We start from the raw sequence: 13,423 nt of genomic DNA on the forward strand, positions 1-13,423 counted from the left end.
CTCAAGTGGGCTCCTCATCGGTTGGAACCACGGAACCGGCCGGGTTGCCGGTGCTCTTCTCCGTGTCGATCGCGTGCTGCAGCAGCACGACTGCCGCGACCTGATCGACAATGCTACGAGAGTTTCGCTGAGTTCTGCCAGAAGAGCGCAGGGCAGCGTGTGCCGTGACGGTGCTGAGCCGCTCGTCCATCATGCGCACCGGCACGGCAGTGAGGCGCTGCAGCGCCGCCGCGAACTCTCTGGCATCGGCCGTCGACGGCGTGTCCGTTCCCTGCATGTTCACCGGCAGGCCGACGACGAACTCCAGAGGCTCGTACTCCGCGGCGATCTCGGCGATGCGCGCAAGAGAGTGCTCCGAGCGCGGCACCGTCTCCACCGGCACGGCGAGCATGCCGTCAGGGTCGCAGCGCGCCACGCCGACCCGTGCCTTGCCGACATCGATGCCGAGCCGCACTCCGCGGCGAAATCCGCTCACGCGCCGCGCAGCCCCTGAGTCACGGCCTCGAGTGCCGCATCCAACGCCGACGCGTCAGTGCCGCCCCCCTGTGCGACATCGTCACGGCCGCCTCCGCCGCCGCCGAGCACACCGGCGGCGCGCTTCGCGAGCGCACCGGCCTTGGCGCCTGCCGAGCGTGCGGCATCGTTGGTGGCCACGACGACGATCGGACGACCGGCGGCGATGCCGCCGAGTGCCACGACCGCGGCATCCGAGCCGAGCCGCTCACGCACGCTCAGTGCAAGAGTCCGGATGTCATCCGCCGAGGCGACATCTCCGAGAGAGACCGAGGCGACACGGTATGCGCCGACGCGTGCGGCCGCCTCTGCGATTGCGGGCACTTGGCCCTCGCGCTGCTTCGCTTCGAACTGCGCGATGCGCTTCTCGGCGGTCTTGAGGTTCGCGGCGATCTCCGCGATCCGCTCCGGCAACTGCTCGCGCGGCGTCTTGAGGGCGCTCGTGAGCTGCGAGACGATCGCACGCTCTGCGGCGAGTTCGCGGAATGCATCCTGACCGACCAGTGCCTCGATGCGGCGGTTGGAGGCGCCGATCGACGACTCACCGACGACGCTGACCAGTCCGATCTCTGCGCTCGTGTTCACGTGCGTGCCTGCACACAGCTCGCGTGACCACGGACCGCCGATGTCGACCATGCGCACGACGTCGCCGTACTTCTCACCGAACAGCGCCATGGCTCCGGCTTCCTTGGCCTCGTCGAGCGACACGATGCGGGTCGTCACCTCGAGGGCGTCGTGCACAGCACGGTTGGTGATCTCCTCGATGTCGGTACGCGCGTCGGCGGACAGCGCCTGCGACCACGAGAAGTCGAAGCGCATGTACCCCGCGCGGTTGAGCGATCCCGCCTGTGTGGCTGTCGGACCGAGCGTGTCGCGCAACGCGGCGTGCACGAGATGGGTCGCGGAGTGCGCCTGTCGTGCAGCACGGCGGTTCGCCGCATCCACGACCGTCGTCGCACGATCGTCCAGTGCGACGCTGCCACTGACGACCTGCACGGTGTGGCTGATGAGCCCGGCGACCGGCTTCTGCACGTCGAGCACGTCGAGTTCGAATCCGGCGCCCACGATCGTACCCTTATCGGCGACCTGGCCCCCGGACTCGGCATACAGAGTCGTCTCGGCGAGGATGACCTCGGCGACCTGGCCCTCACCGGCGGATGCCACCGGCTGGCCGTCGACGAGGATGCCGAGCACACGGGACTCGATGTCGAGATCGGTGTATCCCGCGAATCCGGTCTCACCGAGAGCGCGGAAATCGCGGTACACCGAGACATCGGCGAGCTGACGCTTGCGGCTCTTCGCATCAGCCTTCGCGCGTGAGCGCTGCTCCTGCATCAGGGTGTCGAACGCCGTGCGATCGACGTTGAGCCCCGCTTCCTCAGCGATCTCGAGCGTGAGATCGATCGGGAAGCCGTAGGTGTCGTGCAGCAGGAACGCCTCGGGACCCGCGAGGGTCTGCTTGCCGGACTTCTTGGTGTCGGCGAGTGCGAGGTCGAGGATCGTGGATCCCTGGGCGAGCGTGCGAAGGAACGTCTCCTCCTCCGCGACGGCCAGGCCAGAAAGGCGGGTCCAGTCGGTCTCGAGCACCGGGTAGGCGGACTTCATCGCGTCTCGTGACGTGGCGAACAGCTCGGGGAAGACCGGTGCGTCCACGCCGAGCAGACGCATCGCGCGGACGGTGCGGCGCATGAGCCTGCGAAGCACATACCCGCGGCCCTCGTTCGACGGCTTCACACCGTCGGAGAGCAGCATGAGCGAGGACCGCACGTGATCGGCGATCACGCGGAAGCGGACATCGTCCTCGTGGACGGCCCCGTAGCGATTACCGGACAGCTCGACCGCACGGTCGAGCACAGGACGGATCTGGTCCGTCTCGTACATGTTGGCCACGCCCTGCTTGAGGAAGGCGACGCGCTCCAGGCCCATGCCCGTGTCGATGTTCTTCTTCGGCAGCGGGCCGGCGATGTCGAAGTCGACCTGCGAGCGCACGTCGCTGAGCAGGTCCTGCATGAAGACGAGGTTCCACAGCTCCATGTAGCGGTTGTCGTCCGCAGCCGGACCGCCTTCGCGGCCGAACTCCGCTCCGCGATCGAAGAAGATCTCCGAATCAGGACCGCCTGGACCGGGTTGACCGGTGTGCCAGTAATTGTCGGCCCGTCCCAGTCGCTGGATGCGCTCCTCGGGAAGCCCAATCACGCGGCGCCAGATGTCAGCGGCCTCGTCGTCGGTCTCGTAGACGGTGACCCAGAAGTCCTTCTCCTTGAATCCCAGCCCGCCATCGGCCTCGCTGGTCGTCAGGAGCTCCCACGCGTACGTGATCGCCCCCTCCTTGAAGTAGTCGCCGAAGGACCAGTTGCCGAGCATCTGGAAGAACGTGCCGTGTCGCACCGTCTTGCCGACCTCTTCGATATCGCTGGTGCGAATGCACTTCTGCAGGTCGGTGGCGCGAGAGAACGGTGCCGGCACGAGCCCAGTGAGATAGGGAACGAACGGCACCATGCCGGCGATGTTGAACATCACTGTCGGATCGTCGCTCACGAGCGATGCCGAGGGCACCACCGTGTGGCCGTTCTTCTCGAAGTAGCTGAGGTAGCGCTGCGCGATGTCCGCAGTTTTCATAGGGGTACGGCTGTCCTTGAGTGAGGAGGATGAGCATCGCGACGGCCGCGATGCAGTGCGCTGAGGGTCAGTGATCAGTGGTCGAAGGAGCGGCGGGCTCGACCAGGCGAGCCTCCTGTGCGCGATAGGCGTCGCTGAGCACCGTGGTGAACCCGTTGATCCTGGCGTCGACCTCGGCGAGGATGTCGTGACCGCGAGGATCCTTGTTCATGAAGTGGGCGGCGACGAATCCGCCGATCACACCGATCAGGAACCACAGGAACGTCTTCATGTCGTCATCCTTGCCTTGGGCCGCGAGGCGCGGTCCCTCCATCGTATGCGGAAACGACAGAAGGCGTCGGGATGAACCCGACGCCTTCTGCAGAAATGGTTCGCTGGATCAGCGAGCCGCGTAGTACTCGACGACGAGCTGCACTTCACAGGTCACGGGGACCTCGGCGCGCTTCGGACGGCGAACCAGGCGAGCCTGGAGCTTGTCGAGCTCGACCTCGAGGTAGCCGGGAACGGGGGGAAGCACCTCGGCGTGACCGCCGGCTGCTGCCACCTGGAAGGGCTCGGTGCCCTCGCTCTTGGGCTTGACGTGGATGAGCTGACCCGGCTTCACACGGAACGACGGGCGATCGACGAGCTGGCCGTCGACGAGGATGTGACGGTGCACGACGAGCTGGCGAGCCTGTGCGGTGGTGCGGGCGAAGCCCGAACGCACGACGAGCGCGTCAAGACGCATCTCGAGCAGCTCGACCAGGTTCTCACCGGTCAGGCCATCGCGCTTGCGCGCCTCGTTGAACGTGTTGCGCATCTGCTTCTCGCGGATGCCGTACTGCTCGCGCAGACGCTGCTTCTCACGCAGACGGACCGCGTAGTCGCTGTCGGTCTTGCGCTTGGTGCGGCCGTGCTCGCCGGGAGCGTAGGGACGCTTCTCGAGGTAGCGGGCGGCCTTCGGGGTGAGCGCCACGCCGAGGGCGCGGGACAGGCGGACCTTGCGGCGGTCCTGGGACTTCGTGACCACGAAGTTTTCCTTCCGATGACGTGGACGTGTCTTTCACGCCTCACGGACGTATCTCCCCGTTCTGCCTTCGGGCGCACGCCGGGGCGCCGAGAAGGTGTGGTGTGAACGAGGGGATGCCCGAAAACTGTGTTTCGAGCCGGTCAAGTCTAACAGACTGGTTCTTCGAGGCGGTCCCTGAGCCTGTAGAAGGTCAGCGATCACCGAGGATGCGGCGGATGCGCTCGAGTCGGGCCGAGACGTCGCGCTCTGCTCCGAGCTGCTTGGGCTCGTAATAGCGGCGACCGACGAGTTCGTCGGGAAGATACTGCTGCGGCACGATCCCGAACTCGTTGTCGTGCGGGAAGACATAGCCCTTGCCATGGCCTAGGCGCTTCGCTCCGGCGTAGTGGGCGTCGCGCAGATGCACCGGGACCCGGCCGAAGCTCCCGGCCCGTACATCGGCGATCGCCGCGTTGATGCCGTCGTATGCCGCATTCGACTTCGCGGTGGTCGCGAGATACACGGTCGCCTCTGCGAGGGGGATACGGCCTTCCGGCATGCCGATGAACGCCACCGCATCAGCAGCGGCCGTGGCGATGACCAGCCCTTGGGGGTCGGCCAGCCCGATGTCTTCGGATGCCGAGATCACCAGACGACGCGCGATGAATCGAGGATCCTCCCCTGCTTCGATCATGCGGGCGAGATAGTGCAGCGCCGCATCGACATCCGAGCCGCGGATCGACTTGATGAACGCGCTGATCACGTCGTAGTGCTCGTCGCCCTGGCGGTCGTAGCGCAGCAGCGCACGGTCTAAGGCCTGCGCCACATCGTCTGCCGTGATCGCCGTTACCTCTGCCTCAGCATCGTCTGAGGCACCCGACATCGCGACGGCGGCTGCGGCCTCGAGGCCGGTGAGAGCGCGTCGTGCGTCTCCCGATGCCAGCCGCACCAGTGACGACCGCGCGGCCTCCTCGATCGAGACGGTGTCGTTCAGTCCGCGGGCGTCCGTAATCGCCCGATCGATCAGCAGGGCGATGTCGTCATCGGTGAGCGGTTGGAGGGTGAGCAGCAGTGACCGCGACAGCAACGGGGAGATCACTGAGAACGACGGGTTCTCGGTTGTGGCGGCGATCAGGATGACCCAGCCGTTCTCGACGCCGGGGAGCAGCGCGTCTTGCTGTGCCTTCGTGAAACGGTGGATCTCATCCAGGAACAGGATGGTCGTCTGCCCGTACAGGTCGCGCTGGGTGATCGCCTCCTGCATCACCTCGCGCACGTCTTTCACACCGGCGGTGATCGCCGAGAGCTCGACGAATCGGCGGCCGGAGGAGCGTGCGATGGCCTGTGCGAGCGTGGTCTTCCCTGTGCCAGGAGGCCCCCAGAGGATGATCGAAACCGCACCGGGAGAAGTCGCCTCGGGGTCGGCCAGCGCGACGATCGGCGATCCGGCACGCAGCAGATGCTGCTGCCCGGCGACCTCGTCCAGTGATACGGGACGCATGCGCACGGCGAGCGGCGTCTGTCCCGAGAGCAGAGGTGCGGAAGTCATCCGTCCAGGCTAATGCGAGGCACCGACAAAGCTCGCCACGATAGGCTCGCAGACGGCGCTCAGGCGAGGCGTCGAAGGAGGAGCCCATGGCCGCTCGCGGACCGAAGAACGTACAGCGCTCACGCGCCGAGGCCGAGCGCGCGCGCGTGTATGCCGCGCGAACGGCCTGGCATGACGGTCAGATCCGCCGGCGAACGCGAGACAATCTGATCGCCGGCGTCGTCGGCGGGCTCCTCGTGGTCGGTGCCATCGCCAGTCAGTCGGTGCACGCCGCCGTCAACGCCCCCGAGCCAGAGCCCACCGAAACCTCGGCACCCGGCGGTCCCCTCGAGAATCCGTTCGCAGACCTGTTCTCCGACGACGCGCCCGCCGAATAGACGCCACCTCACGCACGCGCACCCCCTGATGTGAGGGATTCGGTTCAGAGTCGTAACGATCGGTGCCTCTGCCGGTAACGCCGGTGAGCCACGCTGGGTCCAAGCCCGGCATCCGTGCTCATCCGTTACGTCCATGGAGGTTGCCCGTGTCCTACGTCAAACCCGCTGAACTCGTCACCAGAATGGTCGACGCCGGTGCATACAAGATGCAGCTGTCCACTCGCGACACGCTCATTCGCGCGTTCATGGGCGCGGCCCTGCTCACGATGGCCGCAGCATTCGCCGTCACGGTCTCGACCAACACCGGGCAGCCGTTGCTCGGTGCTCTGCTGTTCCCGGTCGGCTTCGTCATCCTCTACCTCTTCGGGTTCGACCTGCTCACCGGCGTGTTCACGCTGACTCCGCTCGCCGTGCTCGACAAGCGTCCTGGTGCGACCGTCGGGGCGATGTTCCGCAACTGGGGACTGGTGTTCCTCGGCAATTTCGGGGGCGCGTTCATGGTCGCGATCCTCATGGCGATCTACTTCACGTACGGCTTCTCGACAGCACCGAGCGCCGTCGGAGAAGCGATCAGCGAGATCGGCCACGGACGCACGGTCGGCTACGCCGATCACGGTGCCGCCGGGATGCTGACCCTCTTCATCCGCGGAGTGCTCTGCAACTGGATGGTCTCCACCGGCGTGGTGCTCTCGATGGTCGCGGACAATGTCGTGGCGAAGATCGTCGCAATGTGGCTGCCGATCATGCTGTTCTTCTACATGGGCTTCGAGCACTCGATCGTGAACATGTTCCTGTTCCCGTCCGGTCTGCTTCTCGGTGCGGACTTCACGATCATGGACTATCTCATCTGGAACGAGATCCCCACCGTTATCGGAAACCTCGTCGGCGGACTGCTCTTCGTCGGACTCCCGCTGTTCATCACCTACGGTCGCACAGCGACGCGTCGCGGTCGGGCCGCCTCACCGGCACAGAAGCGCTCAGCCACCGTGGGCGCCGCCACCGCTGACACCGCCACCGCGCACCCGGCCGCGCGGCCGATCGTGCAGCCGGTGTTCACGGCCAGCTCTTCGTCGGAACGCGAACCCGTCGGCATCGCCTGACCCTCGACCCAGAACACCCCGGTGAGACCGAAGCTCACGGGGTGTTCTGCTGCGCAAGCTTGAAGCTCAGCGAGCCGCGTGGAAGCGGTCCGCCACGACCTGTGCGATACGCGGGTCAGGAGCGAGAGGCAGACTGACGACGTCGGCTCCGGCGGCGCGGATGAGTCCTGCGAAGAACCCCGGTGCCAGCACATGACTCGCTGCGATCACTCGCACAGCGCCGTCGCGGCGCGCATCGGCCACAGCATCCACGATGCGCGGAATGGATGCGGAGGCGTAGCCGACCGTGACACGAACGGGGATGAGCGAACGCAGCCTGGTCGCGACCGCCTCGACGTCGGCCGATGCCGCGGGGTCGCTGGATCCCGCGGCTGCGAGCACCACGTGATCTCGTTGGATCCATCCATCCGGTAAGGCGGCAGACAGGCGATCGGCCAGAACCTCCGCCACGAGCGGGTGGGTCCCCAGCGGCTCTGCCTGACGAGCGTTCGCGTGCGTGCGGACCGCCCGGGAGATGTCGACGGCGGTGTGGTAGCCGACGGACAGCAGCAGCGGCACGACGATGACGTCGTCTCGTGATGCCTCCTGTGCGAGGACCGCACCGATCTGCGGCTCTTCGACGTCGACCACGGCGGGCATGACCCGGATACCGGGCAGCAGTGCGCGCACGTCATCGATCAGTCTGCGAACGGCATGCTGTCCGGCCGGGTCGTTCGTGCCGTGTGAGCAGGCGACGAGCGTGGTCATGCGATCTCCTCCACGGCGAGCCGGTAGCCCCTCTTCACGACGGTCTTGACGACGTCGACGGTGCCGAGTGCCTCACGCACGCGAGCGACCGCCATCTCCACCGCATGCGCGTTGCGTCCCGCGCGCGGGAGCGCCTCGGCGATCTCCTCTCGGGACAGCACGCGCCCGCCGGCGTCGAACAGCGCGCCCAGCAGATTCGCCCCTGCACGCGAGAGGGCGATGAACTCTCCGTCGACGACGGCGCCGCCGCTGCGCATCGACATGGCTCCCGCCGCAGTCGGAAGCGCCGGGGCGGCTCCCCCCTTGCCGAAGTAGCCGATGACGCAGCGTGCGAGCGAGCCGAGGCGGCCGCGCTCGGCGATCGTCGTACGAAGCCGATGCTCTCGCAGCGGCACAGCGGTGATCGGTCCGACGGCGGCGAGCAGCAGTCTGCCGGATTCGGCGCGTTCTCGGATGCTGTCCAGCGAGTCCAGACGGCTCGCAGCCCGCAACCACTCCGCCGCCCCAGGCGCTGAGGTGAACAGCACGGCATCCACCTCGCCGCCCGCCGCATGCGCGACAGAGCGCTCCACGAGCTGCGGGTCCGACGGAGGCCCCCACCGATAGACCGTGAGGCTCACGACGTCCGCCCCCGCATCCGCCAGCAGCTCATCCAACCCGTCGGAGCCCGCGCCATGATGCTGCACAGCGACGCGCCTGCCGGAGAGCGAGGAGGACAGCAGGTACTCCCCCACCTCGGCAGCCGTCTCGGACTCCGCGACCCAGTCCGCGACGAACCCGGCCTGCTGAATCGCGCCATGCGCCTTTGGCCCTCTGGCGATGAATTGCGTCTCGCTCAGCGCCTCTGTCAGCGCTTCCGCGAGACCGTGCTCGTGGGCGGCATCGATCCAGCCGCGGAACCCGACACCGGTCGTGACGACCACGACGTCGGGCGGGCGGACGATGAGCTCACGAGTGCGTCGGGTGAGCTCATCGTCGTCGGCGTTCGGAACGATGCTCAGCGCCGGCGCCCGGCAGACCTGCGCGCCGCGCCGCTCGAGCGCGCTCGCCAGGTCACCGGCTCGACGATCGGCGGCGACGACGATCGTGCAGCCGGCGAGAGCGGCATCCAGAAGGCTGCGCGGACTCAACTGATGGACTCCCGGGATCGCGCGTGCTCGGGCATGAGGAGGTGTGCTCCGGCGACGTCGCCGAACACGATCACCGCGGGGTTCTGCACGCCGGCGAGGGCAGCGTCCGCCACGATCTCGCCGAGAGTGCTGCGCGTCGTGCGCTGTCGGCGTGTGTGACCGCTTTCGACGATCGCGACCGGCAGGTCAGGACTGATCCCATGATCGAGCGCGGCGCGCACGACCTTCGACAGGGCAGCGACCCCCATCAGCATCGTCGTGGTCACTTCCGGGTCGGCGAGCGACCGAAGAGTCGTGGCCGACACCTCGCCCTGCCCGTTCACGACGTGCAGAGCGGATGCCGTGCCACGATGCGTCACCGGGATGCCTGCCGCCTGCGGCACCGAGATCGCGCTCGACACGCCGGGCGTGACCTCGACCGCGATCCCCGCCTGCCGGCAGGCGATGACCTCTTCGCCGCCACGACCGTACATGAACGGATCGCCGCCTTTGAGACGGACGACGCGCTTGCCCGCCGCGGCGTGCGCGATGAGCAGTGCGTTGATCTCGTGCTGCGGCACGGGATGGTGGTGCGGTCGCTTGCCGACGTCGATCACGAGTACATCGGGATCCAGTTCGGCGATCACTGCATCCGTCGGCCCGAGACGGTCGGCGATGACGACGTCGGCTTCGGCGAGCAGCCGCCGCGCGCGCACCGTCATGAGGTCGATCGGACCGGGACCGCCACCGATGAGATCGACGCGGCCGGCGCGTGTCGTGCGGTGTCGTCGAAGCGGAAGCCGCCCTGACACCAGCATCGTGTCGATGGCCCGCCGCACACCGGCAGCACGACGAGGATCGACGCCCACCTCGCTCGACACGCCGATGACCACGTCGCCCGATGACGTCTGCGCCGTCATCCTGGCGCTCGTGCGGGCACCGTCGGATGCGTTGATGCAGAACACCCTTCGTCGCTCGCACAGCTCGGCGACCTCGCGGTCCACCGAGGGATCGCCGGTCGCGCTGTGCACGAGCCATGCATCGTCGATGTCGTCTGGGACGAACCGGCGCGGAACCCATTCGATGTCACCGTCCGCGTCGGATTCCGCACTGTGCGCGGCGATCAGGGCGTGCGTCTGCCGCGCGAGCTCAGGCGCCACGATCCTGACCAGTGCGCCGTCGGCGAGGAACCGCCCGAGTCTGCGGGCGGTGACGGCGCCCCCGCCGACGAGGACCACCCGACGTCCGGTCAGCGACACCCCGAGCATCGTGGTCATCTCAGCCCACCTCCTGCAATGTCGAGCCGCTCGGCGTCCGCGTCGCCGCTCGCTGCAAATGGATGTCATCGCCCACGATGTGCACCGTCCACACGTCGAGGTGCTTGGCCGGTTTGCCCTGCGTCTCCAGGCACTGGCCGGTTCTGAGATCGAACACCTGCTTGTGCATGGGGGACGCGACGGTCGCAGCATCGCCCCTGGTGCCGACGATCCCGCGGGAGATCACATTGGCCCCGCTGTAGGGATCGAGGTTCGAGACGGCATGCACGGTGCCGTCACTCAGCAGGAACAGCGCGACCTGCTCGTCACCCAGAAGAGCGGCACGGCCGCGTTCCACCTCGAGATCGCCGATGCTGCACACGCGCACCGCGTCGCCCGCGCCGCTTTCAGCTGCGTATCCGTGCGAAGGAGTCATCGACGCACCTCCAGTGTGGTGCCGGCGATCATCACACCACCGGACTCTCGTTCCTCGGCCGTGGCCGGGCGGAGCTGGCCGCGGGTCGCGACATAGCCGAGCGAGGGGTCAGGCGTCTCCGCCGCGTTCACGAACGACTCGAAGCGCCTGAGCTTCTGCGGGTCGCGCAGCGTCGCAGCCCATTCGTCCTCGTAGTTGTCGACGTGCCTGGCCATGGCCGCGTCGAGATCGGCGCAGATGCCGAGGGAGTCGTCGAAGATCACTTCTTTGAGCCCGGTGAGTCCGCCGTCGAGCTCTTCGCACCACGGCGCAGTGCGCTGCAGGCGGTCGGCCGTGCGGATGTAGTACATGAAGAACCGGTCGATGGCCTGGATGAGCTCGTCGTCCGAGAGATCTGAAGCGAGGAGCTCGGCGTGCCGCGGCGTGAATCCGCCGTTGCCCCCGACGTACATGTTCCAGCCGGTCTCTGTGGCGATGACGCCGACATCCTTGCCGCGTGCCTCCGCGCACTCGCGTGCGCACCCTGAGACGCCGATCTTGAGCTTGTGCGGCGCCCTGAGCCCGCGATAGCGCAGCTCCAGGCGCACGGCCATTCCCACCGAGTCCTGCACGCCGTACCGGCACCAGGTGGAGCCGACGCACGACTTCACCGTTCGCAGCGATTTGCCGTACGCCTGCCCCGACTCGAATCCGGCGTCCACCAGCCGCTGCCAGATCAGGGGCAGCTGCTCCAGGCGCGCTCCGAACATGTCGATGCGCTGTCCGCCGGTGAGCTTCGTGTACAAACCGAAATCCTCGGCGACCTGCCCGATCACGACGAGGCCGGCCGGCGTCACCTCGCCACCGGGCATCCTCGGCACCACCGAGTACGTGCCATCCTTCTGCATGTTGGCCATGACGTGATCGTTCGTGTCCTGCAGCGTCGCGTTCTCGCCGTCGAGAACGTGCGCCCCCACCAGGACCGAGAGGATGCTGGCGAGTGCAGGCTTGCAGATGTCGCAGCCCCGCCCGCGCCCGAATCGCTCGATCACGGTGCTGAATGTCGTGGGCTCCGACACTCGTACGGCATCGAAGAGCTGCCGCCGCGACATGTCGAAGTGTTCGCACAGCGCATTGGACACGGTCTGGCCGAGCTTCGTGAGCTCCTGTCCGACGACCTTCTTGACCATGAGCACGCAGGAGCCACAGGTCGCGCCGGCTTTGGTGCAGGCCTTCACTGCGCCTGCGTCCGTGCATCCTTCATCGTGCACCGCCCGACGGATCCGGCCTGCGGTGACGTTCGAGCAGGAGCATACGACCGCGTCGTCAGGCAGCTCGCCTCCTGGCGCCTCCACGCCGCCTTCCGGCATCAGGTAAGCGACGGGGTCCGCCCCGAGACGGGCACCCACCAGCGGACGCAGTGAGCCGTACGCCGCCGCATCGCCGACGAGGATGCCGCCGAGAAGGGTCTGCGCGTCGTCGGAGAGCACGAGCTTCTTGTAGACGCCGGCCACAGGGTCGGTGTACACGACATCGAGGGCGTTCGGCGTGTGCCCGAACGCATCGCCGAAACTCGCGACATCGACACCGGAGAGCTTGAGCTTCGCGGATTCGTCGTAGCCGGGGAATGTCGCGTCGCCACCGAGGAGCCGGGTCGCTGCGACCTCTGCCATCGCGTACCCTGGCGCGACCAGTCCGACGCTGCGGCCATCGAAGTTCGCGACCTCTCCGATCGCGAGGATCGCCGGATCGCTGGTACGGCAGCGATCGTCGATGAGCACGCCCCCACGTGGATGCACGTCGAGCTGCGCGTTGCGGGCGAGCTCATCGCGCGGACGCACACCCACCGTGAAGATCACGATATCCGCCCGCTGGAAGCTGCCGTCCTGGAACTCCAGCGCGGTGACGGCCCCGGAATCGTCCGGGTCGAGCCTGGTCGTGCGCGACTCGGTGCGCACCGCGATACCGCGGGCCTCGATCAGGCGGCGCAGCATGCCGCCTCCCGCTAGATCGAGCTGCGCTGACATCAGACGATCGGAGGACTGCACGACGGTGCACTCCACATCCAGGCTTTGCAGCGCCCCTGCGGCCTCGAGTCCGAGCAGTCCGCCGCCGATGACCGCACCGCGCAGCGGTCGGCCGAGCTCACCGCTGCGATGCTGTACGAACCGGCGCAGCTCCTGCACATCGTCGAGAGTGCGATAGACGAAGCATCCGGGCAGCTCAGCGCCGTCGACGGCGACGCGCGCGGCATACGAGCCCGTCGCGAGGACGAGCGAGTCGTACGCGATGACCCTCCGTGCGCGCGTCAACACGGTCTTCGATCGCCGATCGATGCGGACGACGCGATCGTCGGCCAGCAGCGTGGTGCGCTCATCGTCGAAGACCGTGCGATCGAGCGTCAGCTCGCCCGGAGTCGTTCCGGAGAAGTAGCCGGTGAGTCCGACACGGTCGTATGGATGCCGACCCTCATCCCCGATCACGGTGATGAGCAGCGCTCCATCAGCTCGGTTCGACACGCTCTCGACGAAGCGGTGCGCTACCATTCCCGCTCCGACCACGACGATCCGCGTCACCGATTCGGTGTTCTCGTTCACAGCGCCTCCAGCACGTCGGGAATGCCCAGACACTATGAGCGCGGTGTTTCGCGGACCCTGCGGCTCCCGTTACGCGCGTCGAACGTTCTCCTCACAAAACGGTAACGGCGCTGTGAGATCCGAGCCCCCTCGCACAGTGCCCGGCTCGTACTA

Annotated in this window: 12 protein-coding genes; 2 read left to right on the forward strand and 10 right to left on the reverse strand. The window is 67.3% G+C overall.

Translation table 11 applies throughout. The features are described from left to right. Position 1: 1 nt before the first annotated feature. The 5 genes from ruvX to HDC95_RS04070 all read right to left on the reverse strand — a co-directional run bounded on the left by ruvX (position 2) and on the right by HDC95_RS04070 (position 5,669). Positions 2–475 carry a Holliday junction resolvase RuvX gene (gene ruvX, locus HDC95_RS04050; protein WP_259061878.1) on the reverse strand — a complete coding sequence of 158 codons (474 nt, stop codon included), beginning with the start codon at positions 473–475 and terminating at the stop codon, positions 2–4. Next, on the reverse strand, positions 472–3,132 hold the full coding sequence (gene alaS / locus HDC95_RS04055) for an alanine--tRNA ligase (RefSeq protein WP_259061880.1): 2,661 nt from the start codon (positions 3,130–3,132) through the stop codon (positions 472–474). Before alaS ends, ruvX begins: the two co-directional genes overlap by 4 nt. Positions 3,133–3,199: 67 nt before the next feature. Next, positions 3,200–3,403 (reverse strand): hypothetical protein, encoded by a 204-nt coding sequence (locus tag HDC95_RS04060; RefSeq protein ID WP_259061881.1) that lies wholly within the window; start codon positions 3,401–3,403, stop codon positions 3,200–3,202. A gap of 108 nt (positions 3,404–3,511) precedes the next feature. Then, positions 3,512–4,141, reverse strand: coding sequence for a 30S ribosomal protein S4 (gene rpsD / locus HDC95_RS04065; RefSeq protein WP_259061882.1), 630 nt, complete (start codon positions 4,139–4,141; stop codon positions 3,512–3,514). A gap of 190 nt (positions 4,142–4,331) precedes the next feature. Next, positions 4,332–5,669 (reverse strand): replication-associated recombination protein A, encoded by a 1,338-nt coding sequence (locus HDC95_RS04070; RefSeq protein ID WP_259061884.1) that lies wholly within the window; start codon positions 5,667–5,669, stop codon positions 4,332–4,334. Between the two features lie 86 nt (positions 5,670–5,755). Here HDC95_RS04070 and HDC95_RS04075 point away from each other — a divergent pair, with 86 nt between their 5' ends. Continuing rightward, positions 5,756–6,046, forward strand: a complete 291-nt coding sequence (locus HDC95_RS04075; RefSeq protein ID WP_259061885.1) for a hypothetical protein — start codon at positions 5,756–5,758, stop codon at positions 6,044–6,046. A gap of 146 nt (positions 6,047–6,192) precedes the next feature. After that, positions 6,193–7,146, forward strand: a complete 954-nt coding sequence (locus HDC95_RS04080; RefSeq protein ID WP_259061887.1) for a formate/nitrite transporter family protein — start codon at positions 6,193–6,195, stop codon at positions 7,144–7,146. Between the two features lie 66 nt (positions 7,147–7,212). Here HDC95_RS04080 and HDC95_RS04085 read toward each other — a convergent pair whose 3' ends face one another. Genes HDC95_RS04085 through nirB form a run of 5 tightly spaced genes read right to left on the reverse strand, consistent with a single transcriptional unit; the run spans position 7,213 to position 13,219 of the window. Further along, a complete protein-coding gene (locus HDC95_RS04085) occupies positions 7,213–7,893 on the reverse strand; it encodes a sirohydrochlorin chelatase (RefSeq protein WP_259061888.1) in 681 nt (226 codons plus the stop codon). Continuing rightward, positions 7,890–9,023 (reverse strand): uroporphyrinogen-III synthase, encoded by a 1,134-nt coding sequence (locus tag HDC95_RS04090; RefSeq protein WP_259061890.1) that lies wholly within the window; start codon positions 9,021–9,023, stop codon positions 7,890–7,892. The genes HDC95_RS04085 and HDC95_RS04090 overlap by 4 nt, the downstream gene beginning before the upstream one ends. After that, complete coding sequence (gene cobA / locus HDC95_RS04095; RefSeq protein ID WP_259061891.1) at positions 9,020–10,279, reverse strand: uroporphyrinogen-III C-methyltransferase; 1,260 nt, start codon at positions 10,277–10,279, stop codon at positions 9,020–9,022. Before cobA ends, HDC95_RS04090 begins: the two co-directional genes overlap by 4 nt. Before the next feature lies 1 nt (position 10,280). After that, on the reverse strand, positions 10,281–10,694 hold the full coding sequence (gene nirD, locus HDC95_RS04100; protein WP_259061893.1) for a nitrite reductase small subunit NirD: 414 nt from the start codon (positions 10,692–10,694) through the stop codon (positions 10,281–10,283). Next, complete coding sequence (gene nirB / locus HDC95_RS04105) at positions 10,691–13,219, reverse strand: nitrite reductase large subunit NirB (protein ID WP_396652670.1); 2,529 nt, start codon at positions 13,217–13,219, stop codon at positions 10,691–10,693. The genes nirD and nirB overlap by 4 nt, the downstream gene beginning before the upstream one ends. Positions 13,220–13,423: the final 204 nt, after the last annotated feature.

The sequence above is a fragment of the Microbacterium sp. AK031 genome (assembly GCF_024807145.1).
Classification (GTDB): Bacteria; Actinomycetota; Actinomycetes; order Actinomycetales; family Microbacteriaceae; genus Microbacterium.

Excerpts from the sequence above, each read along its gene's own strand:
- HDC95_RS04085 (WP_259061888.1), bottom strand. The coding sequence starts at position 7,893 with ATGACCACGCTCGTCGCCTGCTCACACGGCACGAACGACCCGGCCGGA.
- nirD (WP_259061893.1), bottom strand. The coding sequence starts at position 10,694 with ATGACTCCTTCGCACGGATACGCAGCTGAAAGCGGCGCGGGCGACGCG.
- cobA (WP_259061891.1), bottom strand. The coding sequence starts at position 10,279 with ATGACCACGATGCTCGGGGTGTCGCTGACCGGACGTCGGGTGGTCCTC.
- alaS (WP_259061880.1), bottom strand. The coding sequence starts at position 3,132 with ATGAAAACTGCGGACATCGCGCAGCGCTACCTCAGCTACTTCGAGAAG.
- nirB (WP_396652670.1), bottom strand. The coding sequence starts at position 13,219 with ATGGTAGCGCACCGCTTCGTCGAGAGCGTGTCGAACCGAGCTGATGGA.
- HDC95_RS04070 (WP_259061884.1), bottom strand. The coding sequence starts at position 5,669 with ATGACTTCCGCACCTCTGCTCTCGGGACAGACGCCGCTCGCCGTGCGC.
- HDC95_RS04075 (WP_259061885.1), top strand. The coding sequence starts at position 5,756 with ATGGCCGCTCGCGGACCGAAGAACGTACAGCGCTCACGCGCCGAGGCC.
- HDC95_RS04060 (WP_259061881.1), bottom strand. The coding sequence starts at position 3,403 with ATGAAGACGTTCCTGTGGTTCCTGATCGGTGTGATCGGCGGATTCGTC.